This window comes from Oceanicella actignis, assembly GCF_008124525.1.
Taxonomy (GTDB): domain Bacteria; phylum Pseudomonadota; class Alphaproteobacteria; order Rhodobacterales; family Rhodobacteraceae; genus Oceanicella; species Oceanicella actignis.
In genome coordinates, this window is the sequence record NZ_VNHJ01000002.1 from 117,117 (window position 1) to 134,091 (window position 16,975).

15 protein-coding genes and 1 tRNA gene are annotated in these 16,975 nt (G+C 70.7%); 2 read left to right on the forward strand and 14 right to left on the reverse strand.

Annotated features, from left to right (window positions below; translation table 11 throughout):
- Positions 1-120 precede the first annotated feature (120 nt).
- Positions 121-1,410 carry an adenylate/guanylate cyclase domain-containing protein gene (locus tag LY05_RS15520; RefSeq protein WP_148922091.1) on the forward strand — a complete coding sequence of 430 codons (1,290 nt, stop codon included), beginning with the start codon at positions 121-123 and terminating at the stop codon, positions 1,408-1,410.
- A 311-nt stretch (positions 1,411-1,721) separates the two neighbouring features.
- Here the strand turns inward: LY05_RS15520 and LY05_RS03265 are convergent, their stop codons facing one another.
- Positions 1,722-2,300: a hypothetical protein gene (locus tag LY05_RS03265; protein ID WP_148922092.1), complete on the reverse strand. Its 579-nt coding sequence runs from the start codon at positions 2,298-2,300 to the stop codon at positions 1,722-1,724.
- Positions 2,301-2,802: 502 nt separating this feature from the next.
- On the opposite strand from LY05_RS03265, the gene LY05_RS03270 reads away from it, so the two are divergent.
- Positions 2,803-5,592 (forward strand): HAD-IC family P-type ATPase, encoded by a 2,790-nt coding sequence (locus tag LY05_RS03270; protein WP_148922093.1) that lies wholly within the window; start codon positions 2,803-2,805, stop codon positions 5,590-5,592.
- 100 nt (positions 5,593-5,692) lie between these two features.
- Here the strand turns inward: LY05_RS03270 and ureG are convergent, their stop codons facing one another.
- The 13 genes from ureG to LY05_RS03335 form a co-directional block, all read right to left on the reverse strand.
- Positions 5,693-6,349, reverse strand: coding sequence for an urease accessory protein UreG (gene ureG, locus LY05_RS03275; RefSeq protein ID WP_148922094.1), 657 nt, complete (start codon positions 6,347-6,349; stop codon positions 5,693-5,695).
- Positions 6,346-7,014, reverse strand: coding sequence for an urease accessory protein UreF (locus LY05_RS03280; RefSeq protein ID WP_428842384.1), 669 nt, complete (start codon positions 7,012-7,014; stop codon positions 6,346-6,348). The genes ureG and LY05_RS03280 overlap by 4 nt, the downstream gene beginning before the upstream one ends.
- The gene (locus LY05_RS03285) at positions 6,998-7,435 is read right to left on the reverse strand and encodes an urease accessory protein UreE (RefSeq protein ID WP_148922095.1); all 438 of its coding nucleotides are present in this window, start codon (positions 7,433-7,435) and stop codon (positions 6,998-7,000) included. The genes LY05_RS03280 and LY05_RS03285 overlap by 17 nt, the downstream gene beginning before the upstream one ends.
- Before the next feature lie 9 nt (positions 7,436-7,444).
- Positions 7,445-9,154: an urease subunit alpha gene (ureC, locus tag LY05_RS03290; protein WP_148922096.1), complete on the reverse strand. Its 1,710-nt coding sequence runs from the start codon at positions 9,152-9,154 to the stop codon at positions 7,445-7,447.
- Complete coding sequence (locus tag LY05_RS03295; RefSeq protein WP_072748088.1) at positions 9,154-9,459, reverse strand: urease subunit beta; 306 nt, start codon at positions 9,457-9,459, stop codon at positions 9,154-9,156. Before LY05_RS03295 ends, ureC begins: the two co-directional genes overlap by 1 nt.
- 46 nt (positions 9,460-9,505) lie before the next feature.
- Positions 9,506-9,808, reverse strand: coding sequence for an urease subunit gamma (locus tag LY05_RS03300; protein WP_148922097.1), 303 nt, complete (start codon positions 9,806-9,808; stop codon positions 9,506-9,508).
- 15 nt (positions 9,809-9,823) lie between these two features.
- Positions 9,824-10,612: an urease accessory protein UreD gene (locus tag LY05_RS03305; protein WP_170258789.1), complete on the reverse strand. Its 789-nt coding sequence runs from the start codon at positions 10,610-10,612 to the stop codon at positions 9,824-9,826.
- A 7-nt stretch (positions 10,613-10,619) separates the two neighbouring features.
- Positions 10,620-11,315: an urea ABC transporter ATP-binding subunit UrtE gene (gene urtE / locus LY05_RS03310; protein ID WP_072748085.1), complete on the reverse strand. Its 696-nt coding sequence runs from the start codon at positions 11,313-11,315 to the stop codon at positions 10,620-10,622.
- Positions 11,316-11,318: 3 nt separating this feature from the next.
- Complete coding sequence (urtD, locus tag LY05_RS03315) at positions 11,319-12,059, reverse strand: urea ABC transporter ATP-binding protein UrtD (RefSeq protein ID WP_072748084.1); 741 nt, start codon at positions 12,057-12,059, stop codon at positions 11,319-11,321.
- Positions 12,056-13,162 carry an urea ABC transporter permease subunit UrtC gene (urtC, locus tag LY05_RS03320; protein ID WP_148922099.1) on the reverse strand — a complete coding sequence of 369 codons (1,107 nt, stop codon included), beginning with the start codon at positions 13,160-13,162 and terminating at the stop codon, positions 12,056-12,058. The genes urtD and urtC overlap by 4 nt, the downstream gene beginning before the upstream one ends.
- A 2-nt stretch (positions 13,163-13,164) precedes the next feature.
- Positions 13,165-14,778 carry an urea ABC transporter permease subunit UrtB gene (urtB, locus tag LY05_RS03325; RefSeq protein WP_249041843.1) on the reverse strand — a complete coding sequence of 538 codons (1,614 nt, stop codon included), beginning with the start codon at positions 14,776-14,778 and terminating at the stop codon, positions 13,165-13,167.
- Between the two features lie 113 nt (positions 14,779-14,891).
- Complete coding sequence (gene urtA, locus LY05_RS03330) at positions 14,892-16,190, reverse strand: urea ABC transporter substrate-binding protein (RefSeq protein WP_245728429.1); 1,299 nt, start codon at positions 16,188-16,190, stop codon at positions 14,892-14,894.
- Between the two features lie 688 nt (positions 16,191-16,878).
- Positions 16,879-16,953, reverse strand: a tRNA-Glu gene (locus tag LY05_RS03335).
- Between the last annotated feature and the right edge of the window lie 22 nt (positions 16,954-16,975).

A 16,975-nucleotide genomic window follows, 5' to 3' on the forward strand; every position in this document is an offset into this window, starting at 1 on the left:
CGCGCGGGGCGCCCTTCGATCGGGCCGACTGTTTCGCCGCCGCGCGGCCTCGTCAAGCCCGGCGCTTGCCTTGTCGCGCGCCGGGCCGCAAGATCCGGCGGTCAGCTTGAAGGGGGCGCGATGAAGAAGCGGGCGGGCGAAGCGCCCTTCGCCGCCGCGATGCGGCGCGAGGCCGAGCGCCGCCGGCGCATCGGCGCCCTTGCGCGCGCGGGGGCGCTGGCCGCGCTGGCGCCGGTGGTGGCGCTGGTCTCGGACTGGCCGGACGCGCTCTGGAACCTCGGCTTCATGGCGGTTCTGGCGGCGCTGGGCGGGCTGCATGTCGCGGCCGCGCGGATCTGGTCCGAGCGCGCCTGGCCCGATTTCGCCTTCGCCGCGCTCGACATCGGCGCGCTGGCGCTGTTCCTGGCCACGCCCGATCCGCTGGGCGGCGGCCCGGCGCCGGCGGCGCTGGGCGGCGGGGTGGGGCTGTTCCACCTGGCGCTGTCCTGGCTGGCGCTCAGCCTTCGTCCGGCCCTGCTGCTGTGGGGCGGGGCATGGGCGGCGGCGCTGTGGCCGGCGGCGGCGCTGGCGGCCGGGTCGGGGGCGCCGTTGCGACTTCTGGCGTTGCAGGCGGCGGCGCTGGCGGCGGCGGCGGGCGTGCTGGCGGCGGCGGCGGGGGCCTCGCGGCGGATGGCGCGCCGGCAGGCCGAGCTCGAGCGGCGCGCGGCCGATCTGGCGCGCTATGTCCCGCCCGAGCTGGCGGCCCGCCTGGCCGAGCGCGACTGGCCTTACGCGCAGGGGATCGAGCGTCACGCGGCGGTGCTGTTCGCCGACCTCGTGGGCTTCACCGGCTGGGCCGAAACGCAAAGCCCGCAAGAGGTGCTGCGCCTGCTGCGCGAGGTGCAGTCCGCCACCGCCGAGGCGGTGTTCGAGGCCGGTGGCGTGCTCGACAAGTTCATCGGCGACGGGGCCATGGCCACCTTCGGCGCGGCGGCCGATCCGCCCGGCGCAGCCCGCGCGCCCGAAGCCGAGCGCCGCCGCATGGCCGCGCGCGCCGCGCTGGCCTGCGCCGAGCGGATCGTGGACCGGCACGCGGCTATGCGCCAGGGGCCGGGCGCGGTCGGGCGCGCGCCGCTGGCCATATCGGTGGGCGTGCATTTCGGGCCGGTGATCGTGGGCGACGTCGGCGCGCGCCAGCGCCTCGAGCTGGCGGTGCTGGGCGACTCGGTCAACGTCGCGGCCCGGCTCGAGGGTCTGACGCGCGCGCTGGGCTGCGCGGCCTGCGCCTCGCAAGAGCTCATGGACGCGGCGGGCGGCGCGCCGCCGCGCTGGCGGCTGGTGGGGCCGGCGCGCCTTGCCGGGCGGCGCGGCGAAGAGATCGTCTGGGCGCTGGACCCGCCCGGGGCCGCCGCGGCCCGGGGCGCGCGCTGAACGCGGCGCGGCCCCGCACGACGATCACGACCGCGGCGGCGCGCCGCGCGCCGGTCCGTTTGCGCCGGCGCCGAGCGACGCGCGGGCGAACCCTTCGGCGCCGAGCCCGCGCGCGCGGCGTCGAATGATCTGATCCGCGCCTCGCGGCGTTCGATCGGCGCCTGCGCCGCCTTGGGCAAGGCGGGCGGTCCCCGGTGCCCCGGCGGATTTCGAGCTGTTCCGCCCCGCCCGCCGCGCGGACCGGGCCGGGCGCGGCTGCGGCAAGGCCGATCCCGAGCCGCCTCGCCGGCTGGGCGAGGGCCCGAGGCGGATCAGGGCGCGATCGAAGCCTTGCGCCGCGCCGTCCATCCCAACAGGACCAATCCCGTCGCGAGAAGCGGCAATCCGGCCGGAACCGGAATGGCCGAGACGGCGACCACCCGTCCGGTCGCCTCGCCGCCGCGCCAGTTGGTGATGGACGAACCGACCCCTTGGGCGCATTCGGAACGCGAAGGGCAGCGGAACTCGGCGAACGCCCGCTCCGAAATCGGTTTCGAGCCGGGCGCGCCCAGATCGGCAAGCCAAAGGCCCGCCAGCATGAAAGCCGTCTGCTCGGCGCTCGGGTCCGCGCCGCTTTGCCCGAACGTCAGCCCGCCGAAGCTGGTATAGAAGGACTCGCCCAGATGCGCATCGAAGATCAGGCCGCCCGAGGGCGACCCCGGCGGCGTGGCGATGCGGACGTCATGGATCTGGCCGGTGTCGGTGTCATAGCGGAAGACGCCGCTCGCCGTGCCTGCGTCGGGACCCGATGCGCTTCCGGCCGAGATCGTTCCCGAGAAAGACCACTCCAGCACGGCGGCATGGGCCGAAGCCGCGGTCAGCGCCAGCGCGGCCGAAGCGGCGGCCAGCATGGCGCGCAAGGAAGATGGCAAATATTTCAATGTCTGCATGGCGAATACCCGTCAGAAAAAAAGCAATGTTGATCAAGAACGCCATATTTTGCGGCGACCGGCGGTCAAGTTGGGAGGATTCCTCAGACTCGGCGCGGTCCGTCATGCTCTTGCCAAGGGCGGCAGATCTCGCGCGGTCTCTTCCCGCGGGCCTCTCTTCGGCGCGACGCGGGGCGGAACAACCGCCTCATGGGCGAGCAGCGACGGCGAAAAGGCGGCCGTCCGCCGGCGGGGGCCTGGTCCTTGCCCGCGCTCGCGCGCTTCGCCAAGCCGTCCCGCGCGCCGGCGGAACGATCGCCTCGGCCGCTCGAACGCCCCGAGCGACCTTGCCCGATCCTCCGCGGGCTGTCATGGATCGGTCGGGCGGTCTTGACCGGGCCATCCGTGCGCCTGCGCCCTCGATCGCTCCTGCGGATCGCCGCGACGGGGCAAGGGCGAAGCCGGACGTGACGCGAGGAAGCCGATGGAAGACGTGCAAGACCCGGGCGCGGCAGGCAGAGCCGGCCCGCAAGGCGAAACGCCTTCGAACGGGGCGCCGCGGGCCCCCGGCGGCGTTCCCTTTCATGCCCTGTCATGCGAAGAGGCGCTGGCCGCGCTGGCTTCGTCGCGTCAGGGGTTGAGCCAGGCCGAGGCCGCGGCGCGGCTGCGTCGGCACGGGCCGAACGTGCTTCCCGAGCGCCGACGCGCGGGGCCGGTGCGGCGCTTCTTGCGGCAATTCAACAATCTGCTGATCTACGTCTTGCTTGTCGCGGCGGCCATCACCGCCGGGCTTGACCACTGGATCGATACCGGGGTGATCCTCGCCGTCGTGCTGGTCAACGCGCTTGTCGGCTTCATGCAGGAAGGCCGCGCCGAAGCCGCCATCTCTGCGCTGCAGCGGATGCTTGCGCCGCAGGCGACGGTCCTGCGCGAGGGCAAGCGGCTGCGCATTCCCGCGGCCGAGCTGGTCCCCGGCGACGTGATCCTGGTCGAAGCCGGCGACCGGGCGCCGGCCGACGCCCGGCTGATCGAGGCCGTCCGGCTGAAGGCGCAGGAAGCGATCCTCACGGGCGAATCCGTGCCGGTGGACAAGTCGACCGAACCCGCGGCGGCGGACGCGCCGCTTGGCGAGCGGCGCTCGATGCTGTTCTCGGGCACGCTGGTCGTCGCGGGGCAGGGCCGCGCCGTCGTCGCCGCCACGGGCGCGGCGACCGAGATCGGCCGGATCAGCGGCATGCTCTCGAACGTCGAGGAGCTGACCACGCCGCTGCTTCGCAAGATGGACGCCTTCGCCCGCTGGATCACCGCCCTGATCCTGCTCGGCGCAGCCATTCTGCTGGTCTACGGGCATTTCGTCCGGCGCCACCCGTTCGAGGAGCTGTTCCTCACCGTCGTCGGCCTTTCGGTGGCGGCGATCCCCGAAGGTCTGCCGGCGGTGCTGACCATCACGCTTGCCGTGGGCGTGCGCAAGATGGCCGAGCGTCACGCCATCGTCCGCCGACTGCCCGCCATCGAGACCCTGGGCGCGCTGACGGTGATCTGCACCGACAAGACCGGCACGCTGACCCGCAACGAGATGATGGTCGCCGAGGCGGCGACCTCGGGCGAGCGCTACGAGGTGACGGGCGAGGGCTATCTGCCGGGCGGCGAAATTCGCCCCCTGGGCGAGACGAACGGCGAGGATGCCGCGATCTCCGCGCTTGTCGAAGCCGCGATGGCCTGCAACGACGGCGCGCTTGTCGATCGCCCCGAGGGCCGAACCATCGCGGGCGATCCGATGGAGGCGGCGCTTCTGGTGCTGGCCGAGCGGGCCGGGCGGCTGCAGGAGCGCTCGGGCATCGCCCGGCTGGCGCTGATTCCCTTCGACGCCGCGCATCGCTACATGGCCACGCTCGATCGGATGCCCGACGGCGCCGTCCGCCTGCATGCGAAAGGCGCGCCGGAGGCGATCCTGGCGCTTTGCGACGGCGAGATGGCGCCCGACGGCCGCCCGCGCCCGCTGCGCGCCGAGTTCTGGCAGGCCGAGACCGAGCGCATGGCCGCGCAGGGCATGCGGGTGATCGCCATCGCGCGCCGCGAGGCGAGCGCGGACGAACGGCCGACCCCCGAAACCCTGACGGGCGGCTTGACGCTGCTTGGCCTGGCGGGCCTGATCGACCCCCCGCGCGCCGAGGCGATCGCCGCCGTGGCCGAGTGCCGGCAGGCCGGCATCAGGGTGAAGATGATCACCGGCGACCATCCCGCAACCGCGTCGGCCATCGCCGCGATGATCGGGATCGAGGCGCCTGAACGGGTGCTGACGGGGCGCGACCTCGACCGCCTCGACGACGCGATGCTGGTCGAGGAGGCGCGGCTGACCAACGTCTTCGCCCGCACCACGCCCGAGCACAAGCTGCGCTTGGTGATCGCGCTGCAGCAGGCGGGCGAGATCGTGGCCATGACGGGCGACGGCGTGAACGACGCTCCGGCGCTCAAGCGCGCCGACGCCGGCATCGCCATGGGCGTCGCCGGCTCGGACGCCGCCAAGGAGGTGGCCGACCTGGTGCTGACCGATGACAACTTCGCCTCGATCGCGGCGGCGGTGCGCGAGGGCCGCACCGTGTTCGAGAACATCCGCAAGGTCATAAGCTGGACCCTGCCCACCAACGCCGGCGAGGCCGCGGTGGTCGTGGTGGCGCTTCTGGCAGGGCTGGCGGCGCCGCTTTCGGCCTTGCAGATCCTGTGGGTCAATCTTGCAACCGCCGCCACGCTGGGCATCGCCCTGGCGTTCGAACGGACCGAACCGGGGATCATGCGGCGCCCGCCCCGAGCGGCGGACGCGCCGGTGCTCGACCGCACCCTGGTCTGGCATGTGATCTTCGTCTCGGTCCTGTTCGTCGCCGGCGCCTACGGAATGTTCAACTACGCCACGGGTCGCGGCCATTCGGTCGAGCTGGCCCGGACGCTGTGCGTCAACACATTGATCGTGCTCGAGGTGTTCCACCTTTTCTTCATCCGCAACTTCCATCTCACGTCGCTGACATGGGAGGCGGTGCGCGGCACGAAGGCGGTCTGGATCGCGGTCATCGTGGTGGTGGGCGCGCAGATGCTCTTCACCTATGCGCCCTTCATGCAGGCGGTCTTCGCCACCCGGCCGGTGTCGTTGACCGACGGCGCGGTCGTGATCGGCGTCGGCCTGGCCTTCTTCGCCGTCGTCGAGGTCGAAAAGCAGCTGCGGCTGCGGCTGAGCAACGGCGCCGGGCCCGCCGCGCGCCGGGGGCGCGGATATCGCTGAAATGGGCCGGACCGAGGCTCTTGCCGACGGTCGCCGCGCGCGCGTTGGGGGCGCCGCCTCGGCGCCGCGCCGTCGGCCTTGCGCGTCGGGACGGGCGCCCCTATCGCGAGGCGGGGGATGATGCGGCGGTTTCGTCCGGAGCGAGCGTCAGGCCGCCCGCGTCGCCGAGGAAACCCACGATCTCTTCAAGCCCCCGTCCCGCGCGCAGCTCGGCCATCACATGGGGACGGCCCTCGCGCATGGCCTCGACGTCCTGCCGGTATGTCTCGAGCGACACCCCGACATGGGGCGCCAGATCGCACTTGTTCGCCACCAGCAGGTCCGAGCGGGTCAGCGCCGCGCCGCCCTTGCGGGGAATGTCCTGACCTGCGGCGACGTCGATGACGTAGATCGTCAGATCCACCAGTTCCGGGCTGAATGTGGCCGCAAGATTGTCGCCGCCCGACTCGATCAGCACCAGATCGAGGTCGGGAAACCTTTCGCGCAGCTCGGCCAATGCGGCAAGATTGATCGAGGCGTCCTCGCGGATCGCGGTATGCGGGCAGCCCCCGGTCTCGACGCCGCGGATGCGATCCAGCGGCAGCACCTGGGCGCGCATCAGGAATTCGGCGTCTTCGCGGGTGTAGATGTCGTTGGTGATGACCGCCATCGACAGGCGCGGAGCAAGCGCGCGCGCGAGCGCGGCGGTCAGCGTGGTCTTGCCGGCGCCGACGGGGCCGCCGATGCCGACGCGCAGCGGGCCGTTTGGTGAGGTCATGAGCGGAAGATCCTTGTCGTCATGGTTTCGTGTTCGAGGCTGGCCATGTCCGAAGCCAGGGCGCAGCCGCCAAGATCGTCCAGGCAGGATCGCAGGGCCTCGGCCGCGACGCGCGCGATCAGGGGCGCAAGGCCGGCCAGGATCCCCTGTCCCGCGCTTTGGCCCAGCGGGACGTGGCGCACCGCGATGGTGGCGAGATTGGCGGCGAAGTTCTGCAGATAGGCCAGCAGGACGGCCTCGAGAGGAAGGCCGGCCCCCCGCGCGGCCGCGCCGACCGCCACCGGCAAGGGCCAAGGGGGCAGATCCGCCTCGCCCGTGCGTTCGAGCGTGGCGGCGAAAGCCGCGCCCTGGGCGGCGCTTTCGCGCGCGCGCTCGGCGCCGGGAGCCAGCGCCAGCGCCAGATCGGCGAGTTCCTCGCGCTCCTGGGCGTTCGCCGCCCGCCAGCTTGCCGCAAGCAGGATCGCATCGTTGCGTCCGGCGCCGTGCTCCAGCACCGCCGCCAACCAGTCCCGCGCCGTTTCGGCGTCGCGCACCCGCCCCGCCGCCGCCTCGGCCTCGAGGCCGTGGCTGAAGGCGAAGCCTCCGGTCGGGAAGGCGGGCGAGAGCCAGCGCGCAAGGGTCAGAAAGATCTGCGCGTCCATCGGCTGTTCAATGCGAATGGCCATGCGTGCGTCCGTGGCCATAGGCGCCGCCTTCCGGGGCGAAGGGTTCGACGACCTCGCGAATGCGCCCGCCCAGCCGCCGGATCATCTCGCCCAGCACGTGATCGCGCGCGATGAGCAGCCGTCCCTCTTCGATCTGACAGGGCGTATGTCGGTTGCCCAGATGCCAGGCGAGGCGAGCAAGGTCGCCGGCGATCTCGTAAAGCGGCTCGGGGGCGGCGACCACCTCGACCAGGCGGCCGTCGTCGAGCACGAAGGCGTCGCCATGGTCGAGCGCGGCGGTTTCGGGCAGGTCCGCCAGAAACGCCTCGCCGGCGTCGGTGGTCAGCACCTTTCGGCGCAGGAAGCGCTGTTCATGGGTGAGCGTCACCCGGGCGTCGCCGCGGTGCGCATGGATGGTGGCGCGAGCGATGGGAAGAGTCATGCCTTGCGCTCAGAACAGGAAATAGCGTTGGGCCATGGGCAACGCCTCGGCCGGCTCGCAGGTCAGCAATTCGCCGTCGGCGCGGACCTCGTAGGTCTCGGGATCGACCTCGATCTTCGGCAGCGCGGCGTTGAGCGCCATGTCCCTCTTGCCGATGCCGCGCACGCCCCCGACCGCCGCAGTCCGCTTGCGCAGGCCAAGCCGCGCGCCGATTCCGGCCGCCTCGGCCGCCGCGCTGACGAAGGTCACGGCGCTTGCCTCGACCGCGCGTCCGAGCGCGCCGAACATGGTGCGCGAATACACGGGCTGCGGCGTCGGGATCGAGGCGTTCGGATCGCCCATCTGGCTCATGGCGATGGCGCCGCCGATCAGCACCATCTCGGGCTTGACCCCGAAGAAGGCCGGGTCCCACAGCGCCAGATCCGCCCGCTTGCCTTCCTCGACCGAGCCGGTCTCGTGCGCGATCCCGTGGGCGATGGCGGGATTGATCGTGTATTTGGCGATGTAGCGGCGGACGCGGAAATTGTCGTTGTCGCCGGTTTCCTCGGGCAGGCGCCCGCGCTGCTTCTTCATCTTGTCGGCGGTCTGCCATGTGCGGATGATCACCTCGCCCACCCGGCCCATCGCCTGGCTGTCCGAGGCGATGATCGAGAAGGCCCCGATGTCGTGCAATATGTCCTCGGCGGCGATGGTCTCGCGCCTGATCCGGCTTTCGGCGAAGGCGACGTCCTCGGGGATGCTCGGGTCGAGGTGATGGCAGACCATGAGCATGTCGAGATGCTCTTCGAGCGTGTTCACCGTATAGGGCCGGGTCGGGTTGGTCGATGCCGGCAGCACATTGGGCTCGCCGGCCAGGCGGATGATGTCGGGGGCGTGGCCGCCGCCCGCGCCCTCGGTGTGAAAGGCGTGAATCGTGCGGCCCCTGAAGGCGCCGATGGTCGCTTCGACGAAGCCGCTTTCGTTGAGCGTGTCGGTATGGATCATCACCTGCACGTCCATGTCGTCGGCAACCGTCAGGCAGTTGTCGATGGCGGCCGGCGTCGTGCCCCAATCCTCGTGCAGCTTGAGGCAGCAGGCCCCCGCTTCCACCTGCTCGACAAGCGCGGCGGGAAGCGAGGCGTTTCCCTTGCCCGCAAAGCCGAAGTTCATCGGCAGACCGTCGACCGCCTGCAGCATCCGCCCGATATGCCACGGTCCCGGCGTGCATGTGGTGGCGAGCGTGCCATGGGCGGGCCCAGTTCCGCCGCCCAGCATGGTGGTGATGCCCGAATGCAGCGCATCCTCGACCTGCTGGGGGCAGATGAAATGGATGTGGCTGTCGATGCCCCCGGCCGTCAGGATCCTGCCCTCGCCGGCGATCACCTCGGTTCCCGGGCCGATGACGATGTCGACGCCGGGTTGCGTATCGGGGTTGCCGGCCTTGCCGATCTTCGCGATCCGCCCGTCCTTGAGGCCGACATCGGCCTTGTAGATGCCGGTGTGATCGACGATCAGCGCATTGGTGACGACAGTATCCATCGCCCCCTCGGCGCGGCTGCGCTGAGACTGCCCCATTCCGTCGCGGATCACCTTGCCGCCGCCGAACTTCACCTCTTCGCCGTAGGCGGCGAGGTCGCGCTCGACCTCGATGATCAATTCGGTGTCGGCAAGGCGCACGCGGTCGCCGACGGTGGGGCCATACATGTGGGCGTAATCGGCGCGCGAGATCCTGAAGGGCATCACAACTCTCCCATCACCTGTTGCCGGAAGCCGTAGATCCGCCTGGCCCCGGCGATCGGCACAAGCCGCACCTCGCGCCGCTGGCCGGGCTCGAAGCGCACCGCGGCGCCGGCGGGTATGTCGAGACGCATGCCGCGCGCCCGCGCCCGGTCGAAGTCGAGCGCCGCGTTGGTCTCGGCGAAGTGGTAGTGCGAGCCCACCTGCACCGGCCGGTCGCCGGTGTTGGCGACCTCCAGCGTCAGCGCTTCGCGGCCCGCGTTCAGCTCGATTTCGCCCTCGAGGGGGAAGAGTTCGCCCGGAATCATCGCCTTGTCCTCGTCATCCTGGTCCGAATGCCTCGCCCGAGGCGGATCAACGGATCGGCCGGTGCACCGTCACCAGCTTGGTTCCGTCGGGGAAGGTCGCCTCGACCTGGATCTCGTCGATCATCTCGGGCACGCCCTCCATGCAGTCCTCGCGCCGGATCACATGCGCCGCGGCCTCCATCAGATCGGCCACCCGCCGCCCGTCCCGCGCGCCCTCGACGACGAAATCGGCGATGAGGGCGACCGCCTCGGGGTGGTTGAGCTTCACCCCCCGCGCCTTTCGCGCCCGGGCCACCATCGCCGCGACGCTGACCATGAGCTTGTCTCTTTCCCTGGGCGTGAGCTTCATCCTGATCCTGCCTCCTCATATCTGCCAGACGGTCGGAACCTGCGCGCCCAGCACCCCGACAAGCCGCGCCGCCAGCGCCTTGAGCGGGGCGAGATCGGGCGCCAGCATGCGTACCACGATACGCCCCTCCCAGGCCGAGGCGGCGGCGCGCAGATCGTCGCGCGCGAGCGCCTGGCGCACCTGCGGCAGAAGCGCTTCGGCCCCGGGCGCAAGGCAGCTCATCAACCCGATCGCCCGCGCCCCGTCGAGCAGCGCCGGCGCGCGCGCAAGCGCCGCCATGTCGCCCCCGAGCCGCAGCGCCTCGGCCTGCGCAAGCCGCCCGCCGCGGCGGATGCGCCAGCGGTCCGCAAGCTGCGCGGCCGCAAGCGTCTCGCCCATGGCGCGGCGGCCCAGGACCAGCATCTCGAGGCCGATGAAGCACGCATCCTCGGCCATCTCGACCTCGAGCCTTCGCGCGAGCGCGCTGCGCTCGAAAAGAATCGTTTCCTGCGGCAGCCACCACAGCGTGCAGCCCCGGCCGATCCGCAGCCGGCTCTCCACCCGCGCCGCCCCGCCGATCGAGCGGTATGCGCGCTCGGCCGCCTGCGTGGTCATCGCAAGCCGCGCGCCCTCGCTCAGCTCCGCCTCGACCGCGAAGCGATCGCCGCCCGTGAGGCCGCCGGCGGTGTTGAGCACCACCGCAAGCGGCGGGCCGCCGGCGTTCCTCGGCATCATGATCCGCCCGCAGCCCGCCTGCGCGAGCCGCCCGAGCCGCTCGCCGGCAAAGCTGACGGCCACATGCCCGCGGGCGCGCTGGTGCGTCATGCCGCGCTCAGACGGTGAGCAGGCGTCGAACATCGGCCTCGACCATTTCCCGCCGCCGTCCCGACATGACCACCTCGCCCCGGTCCATCACCACGAAGCTGTCGGCAAGGTCGCGTGCGAACTCGAAATACTGCTCGACCAGAACGATCGCCATCTGCCCCTGGTCGCGCAGCCAGGCGATGGCGCGGCCGATATCCTTGATGATCGAGGGCTGGATGCCCTCGGTCGGCTCGTCCAGCACCAGAAGCCTCGGGCGGGTCACCATCGCCCGCGCGATGGCAAGCTGCTGCTGCTGCCCGCCCGAAAGATCGCCGCCGCGACGGCCCAGCATCTCCGCGAGCACCGGGAACAGCTCGAACACCTCCTCGGGCAGGCGCCGCTCGCCGCGCGGCAGGCAGGCAAAGCCGGTCTCGAGGTTTTCCCGCACGGTGAGGAGGGGAAAGATCTCGCGCCCCTGCGGCACGCTGCCGAAGCCGAGGCGCGCGCGCCGGTGGGCGGGCAGGGCCGCGACGTCCGCGCCGTTCCACACAATGGCGCCGCGGGCGATGCGCCGGCGGCCGGTGATGGCGCGGATCAGCGAGGTCTTGCCCACCCCGTTGCGCCCCATCACCGCCGTCACCTCGCCCGGCCGCGCCGCGAGCGAGACCGACTTGAGCGCCCGGCTCGCGCCGTAGAAAAGGTCGATGTCCTTCACTTCAAGCATCGTTCAGCGCCCCAGATAGACTTCGATGACTTCGGCGTTGGCGGAGACATGCGCGAGCGAGCCCTCGGCCAGCACCCGTCCCTGATGCAGCACCGTCACCTTGCAGCCGAGCGCGCGAACGAACTCCATGTCGTGCTCGACCACCACCACCGCATGCCTGCCGGCGATCTCGCGCAGAAGCTCGGCGGTGCGCATCGTCTCGGCATCGGTCATGCCGGCGGCCGGCTCGTCGACCAGCAGAAGCTCGGGATCCTGCGCCAGAAGCATGCCGATCTCGAGCCACTGCTTCTGCCCGTGCGACATGCTGCCGGCGAGCGCATCGCGCGCCTCTTCGAGCCGGACCAGCGCAAGAAGCCGCTCGATTTCCCGCGCCTCCTCGCGCGTGCGCCGCCCGAACAGGGTCGCGCCCACCCCGCGCGGCCCCTTCAGCGCCAGCTCCAGGTTTTCCGCCACGGTCAGGCTTTCGATCACCGAGGGCTTCTGGAACTTGCGGCCGATGCCGAGCCGGGCGGTTTCGACCTCGTCGGCGCGGGTCAGATCCACGGTCTCCTTCCACAACACCTCGCCTTCGTCGGGGCGGGTCTTGCCGGTGACGATGTCCATCATCGTGGTCTTGCCGGCGCCGTTCGGCCCGATGACCGCGCGCAGTTCGCCCGGAAGGACCACGAGCGAGAGATTGTCGATGGCGCGGAAGCCCTCGAAGCTCTTGCTCACGCCGGAGAGATAGAGAAGCGAGCCGCTCATGCCCTTGCCTCCTCGGGGGCGGCCGCGCGCGCCGGGCGAAGCCGACCGAGCCCGTCCTCGAGCGCGCCCAGAACGCCGCGCGGCAGCCACAGCGTGACCAGCACGAACAGCCCGCCCAGCGCGAACAGCCACAGCTCGGGCAGCCACGCGGTCAACAGCGTCTTCGCCAGAGCGACGAGCATCGCGCCGAGCGCGGCGCCGACCAGCGTGCCCCGCCCGCCGAGCGCGACCCAGATGACGATCTCGATGGAATTCGCCGGCGAGAACTCGCCGGGGTTGATGATGCCGACCTGCGGCACGTAAAGCGCGCCCGCCACGCCCGCCATCACCGCCGAGACGGCGAAGACGAAAAGCTTGTAGTGCTCGACCCGGTAGCCGAGAAAGCGCGCGCGCTCTTCCGCATCGCGGATCGCCACCAGCACCCGGCCGAGCTTCGATGCGGCGATCCAGCGCGCGATCAGCAGGCCCCCCGCCAGCGCGAGCGCCGAGGCCGCGAACAGCCCCGTGCGGGTGGAGGCGGCGGTCAGGTCGAGGCCCAGGATCTCCTTGAAGTCGGTCAGCCCGTTGTTGCCGCCGAAGCCCATCTCGTTGCGGAAGAAGGCGAGCATCAGCGCATAGGTCATCGCCTGGGTGATGATCGACAGGTAGACGCCGCTGACCCGGCTGCGGAAGGCGAACCAGCCGAAGACGAAGGCCAGCAGCCCCGGCGCCGCCATCGCCATCAGCGCGGCGAACCAGAAGCTGTCGAAGCCGAGCCAGAACCAGGGCAGCTCCTGCCAGTTCAGGAACACCATGAAGTCGGGCAGCACCGGATCGCCATAGACGCCGCGCGGCCCGATCTGGCGCATCAGATGCATCCCCATCGCATAGCCGCCCAGCGCGAAGAAGGCGCCATGGCCAAGGCTGAGGATGCCGCACAAGCCCCAGACAAGATCGAGCGCGACGGCAAGCAGCGCGTAGCACAGATACTTGCCGACGAGCGAGACGAGGTAGGCCGGCGCCAGCTCGCCGGCCGCGGCCGAGCTGGCGACGGGCAGGCCCACCGTCAGGATGAACAGGCCGGCAAGGAAGATCGCCATGCGGCGGTCGATGATGCGGGCCATGCTCAGGCCTCCGCTGCGCGGCCGCGCAGGGCGAAAAGCCCGCGGGGCCGTTTCTGGATGAACAGGATGATGAACGCCAGCACGAGGATCTTGCCCAGCACCGCCCCGGTCCACGGTTCGAGAAACTTGTTCACGACGCCAAGCCCGAAGCCCCCCGCGAGGGCGCCCCACAGATTGCCCGCGCCGCCGAAGACGACGACCATGAAGCTGTCGACGATGTAGCTCTGGCCGAGATTGGGGCTGACGTTGTCGATCTGGCTCAGCGCCACCCCGGCAAGCCCGGCGATGCCCGCGCCAAGCCCGAAGGTGAGCGCGTCGACGCGGCCGGTGTCGATGCCCATCTCGGCGGCCATCGGGCGGTCCTGCGTCACCGCGCGCATCTGCAGCCCGAAGAAGCTGCGCCGGAGCACGAGCAGCAGGGCGAAGAAGACGGCGAGCGCGAAGATCAGGATCCACAGCCGGCTCCAGGTGACCGTCATCTGCCCGATCTCGAAGGCCCCGGACATCCACGATGGATTTCCGACCTCGCGGTTGTTCGGCCCGAAGATCGTGCGCACCGCCTGCTGAAGGATCAGGCTCACCCCCCATGTGGCCAGCAGCGTCTCGAGCGGGCGGCCGTAGAGATGGCGCACGATCCCGCGCTCGATGGCGATTCCGACGCCGCCGGCGACCAGCATCGCCAGAGGCGCGGCGATGAGCAGCGAGAAGTCGAAAAGCCACGGCGCAGACCCGCGGATCGCTTCCTGCACGGCGAAGGTCGTGTAGGCGCCCAGCATGACCAGCTCGCCATGGGCCATGTTGATCACGCCCATCACCCCGAAGGTGATGGCGAGCCCGATCGCGGCAAGCATCAGCACCGAGCCCAGCGACAGGCCATACCAGACGTTCTGCGCGACGCCCCACATCCGCTGCGTGCGCTCGATCCGGGCCAGCGCGGCGGCGACCTCGGCTACGATCGCCGGATCGGACGCATGGGGCGCGAGCGCCGCCTGCGCCGCCGCATCCCCGCGCGCCGCCAGGATGGCGACCGCGGCGCGTCTTTCCGCGACGGGGGCCTTTGCGTTCAGGATCGCCGCCGCGCGGGCTTCGGCCAGCGCGGCGGCGACCTCCCTGTCGGACTCGGCCGACAAGGCGGCGTCCAGGGCTTCGATATCGGCCGGATCGCCGCTTTTGAGGACCGACTGTGCGGCCCTCAGCCGCGTTTCGCGGTCGGGGCTCGTCAGCGACAGCGCCCCGATCGCGCTGCGCAGCATCCCGCGCAGCCGGTTGTTGACCTTGATCCTTTCGGTGGAGCGGGCCGGCGCTTCGCCAAGGCTTTCGCCGCTGAGCGCATCGATGGCCGTCGCGCCGGCCGCGCCCTCGACAAGGATGACGACGCGCCCGTCCGCCTTGCGCGCATGCAGCCGCCCCTCGAGCAGGGCCTCGAACAGCTGCGCGGCGCGCGGGTCGCCCGTCCGGGCGATCGCGTCGATGGTTTGCGCGCGGTCCGAATAGCCGCCCTCGGGCAGGCGCGCCACAAGCTCCTCGAAGCCGGCGGCGCGGCTGGCGGAAGGCATCATCAGCGCAAGCGCCGTCAGCAAGGCCGCAAGATACGGGCGAAGGGGCAAGGCGAGCACGTTTTTCATCTTTTCCGACAAGCGATGAGACTGGTTTCGGGAAGGGCCGCCATGCGGCGGGCGCAGGGCGGCGGGCCGGGCCCGCCGCCGGTCCGGCCGCCGGGCCGCGCGCGTCAGCCGGCGCCGCCGCAGCGGCCCAGCTCGACGTTGAAGTTCCCGCAGGACATCGGCGCGCGCCAGTCCGAGATCAGCTTGGCGCTGTCGGGCAGATAGTCCGACCATGCGTCGCCGACGACGAGGCCGGGCGTCTCCCACACCACGTCGAACTGCCCGTTCTCCTGAATCTCGCCCACCAGCACGGGCTTGGTGACGTGGTGGTTGGGCATCATCGTGGAACAGCCGCCGGTCAGGTTCGGGGCCGAGACGCCGACGATGGCGTCGATCACCGCGTCCGGGTCGGTCGTGCCGGCCTTCTCGACCGCCTTCACCCACATGTTGAAGCCGATGTAGTGGGCTTCCATCGGGTCGTTGGTCACGCGGTTCGGGTCGCCGGTGAAGGCGTGCCACTTGGCGATGAAGTCGGCGTTCTCGGGCGTGTCCACCGACATGAAGTAGTTCCAGGCGGCAAGGTGGCCGACCAGCGGCGCGGCGTCGAGCCCGGCAAGCTCCTCCTCGCCGACCGAGAAGGCGACGACGGGAATGTCCTCGGCCGAGATGCCCTGGTTGGCCAGCTCCTTGTAGAAGGGCACGTTGGCGTCGCCGTTGATGGTCGAGACCACGGCCGTCTTCTTGCCCGCCGAGCCGAAGGCCTTGATGTCCGAGACGATCGTCTGCCAGTCGGAGTGGCCGAAGGGCGTGTAGTTGACCATGATGTCCTCGGGCGCCACGCCCTTGGACTTCAGATAGGCCTCGAGGATCTTGTTCGTGGTGCGCGGATAGACGTAGTCGGTGCCCGCCAGCACCCAGCGCTCGACGCCGCCGCCATCCTCGCTCATCAGATAATCGACCGCCGGAATGGCCTGCTGGTTGGGCGCGGCGCCGGTGTAGAAGACGTTGCGCTCGCTCTCTTCGCCCTCATATTGCACGGGGTAGAACAGCAGGTTGTTCAGCTCCTTGAACACGGGCAGCACGGACTTGCGGCTCACGGACGTCCAGCAGCCGAAGACGGCGGCGACCCGATCCTTCTCGATCAGCTCGCGGGCCTTCTCGGCGAACAACGGCCAGTCCGAGGCGGGGTCGACGACCACCGGCTGCAGTTCGCGCCCCAGCAGCCCGCCCTTCTTGTTCTGCTCTTCGACGAGCATGAGCATGACGTCCTTCAGCGTCGTCTCCGAAATCGCCATCGTGCCCGAAAGCGAGTGCAGCACGCCGACCTTGATCGGGCCGTCCGTGGCCGCGCGCAGGATCGACGGCGCCGAGAGCAGCGCCGTTCCGGCGGCGCCCATCTTCAGGAATTCTCTGCGACCGAGCATGTTTCCCCACATCTCCTCGAGGGTGCGGAGACCTGCCGGTCGCGCCTGCGCCGCGGCCCCCGGAAGAAGGGCGCATTGCGTCAAGGCGACCGTTATGGCAGGCATGTCCCCGCAACATCCGTTGCAAACCGTGCGGCGGCAGGAACCCGGCCAGGCGATCGCCGCCGCACACCTCTTTCCTTCTTCATGCGGCGCCGAGCCTTGTGACCACGAGCCGCACAGGCATGCTGTCGGACCCTCGTCGAGGGAATCAAGCTTTCCGCCCCGCCGATGCTGCACTGCGGCGCCAGAATGCCCACGATTTGTGCAGGAATGCAGGGATTGCGCGTTTTCGCATCTTTGTGTGATCCGAGGATGCGTCTTTTTTGGGCGAATCGATTCGCCCGCCGTAGCCGCAGGCCCGCGCCCAGGCCGCAGCCGGAGCGTGAATTCAGATCTCACGAAGAGCTCCCCTCGCCCCGGGTCCGCCGGCCCTTGCGCGTGGACGGCGCATCCGCGCTCCGCCCGAGTTGGGCGCCGCGCCGCTCACAGGCCCGTGCAGGCTGAGTCGACCAAGGCGCCCAAAGGGGCGCGTCGGCGATTCTCGGGCGGGTGTCGAGGGCGAACGAAAGGGCGTCGCGGCCAGCCCGTTGCGCGGGTTGGCGACGACGCCCTCAAGATCCTCGGGAGCCGAGGAGAATTGGAAATTTGGCATCCCCTAGGGGAATCGAACCCCTGTTTCCACCGTGAGAGGGTGGCGTCCTAACCGCTAGACGAAGGGGACGCAGGCCCGACGTGCGGTGTGG

Bases quoted from the DNA above. Each gene is read 5' to 3' on its own strand.
- LY05_RS15520 (WP_148922091.1), top strand. From the start codon at position 121: ATGAAGAAGCGGGCGGGCGAAGCGCCCTTCGCCGCCGCGATGCGGCGC.
- LY05_RS03265 (WP_148922092.1), bottom strand. From the start codon at position 2,300: ATGCTGGCCGCCGCTTCGGCCGCGCTGGCGCTGACCGCGGCTTCGGCC.
- LY05_RS03270 (WP_148922093.1), top strand. From the start codon at position 2,803: ATGGAAGACGTGCAAGACCCGGGCGCGGCAGGCAGAGCCGGCCCGCAA.
- ureG (WP_148922094.1), bottom strand. From the start codon at position 6,349: ATGACCTCACCAAACGGCCCGCTGCGCGTCGGCATCGGCGGCCCCGTC.
- LY05_RS03280 (WP_428842384.1), bottom strand. From the start codon at position 7,014: ATGGCCATTCGCATTGAACAGCCGATGGACGCGCAGATCTTTCTGACC.
- LY05_RS03285 (WP_148922095.1), bottom strand. From the start codon at position 7,435: ATGACTCTTCCCATCGCTCGCGCCACCATCCATGCGCACCGCGGCGAC.
- ureC (WP_148922096.1), bottom strand. From the start codon at position 9,154: ATGCCCTTCAGGATCTCGCGCGCCGATTACGCCCACATGTATGGCCCC.
- LY05_RS03295 (WP_072748088.1), bottom strand. From the start codon at position 9,459: ATGATTCCGGGCGAACTCTTCCCCCTCGAGGGCGAAATCGAGCTGAAC.
- LY05_RS03300 (WP_148922097.1), bottom strand. From the start codon at position 9,808: ATGAAGCTCACGCCCAGGGAAAGAGACAAGCTCATGGTCAGCGTCGCG.
- LY05_RS03305 (WP_170258789.1), bottom strand. From the start codon at position 10,612: ATGACGCACCAGCGCGCCCGCGGGCATGTGGCCGTCAGCTTTGCCGGC.
- urtE (WP_072748085.1), bottom strand. From the start codon at position 11,315: ATGCTTGAAGTGAAGGACATCGACCTTTTCTACGGCGCGAGCCGGGCG.
- urtD (WP_072748084.1), bottom strand. From the start codon at position 12,059: ATGAGCGGCTCGCTTCTCTATCTCTCCGGCGTGAGCAAGAGCTTCGAG.
- urtC (WP_148922099.1), bottom strand. From the start codon at position 13,162: ATGGCCCGCATCATCGACCGCCGCATGGCGATCTTCCTTGCCGGCCTG.
- urtA (WP_245728429.1), bottom strand. From the start codon at position 16,190: ATGCTCGGTCGCAGAGAATTCCTGAAGATGGGCGCCGCCGGAACGGCG.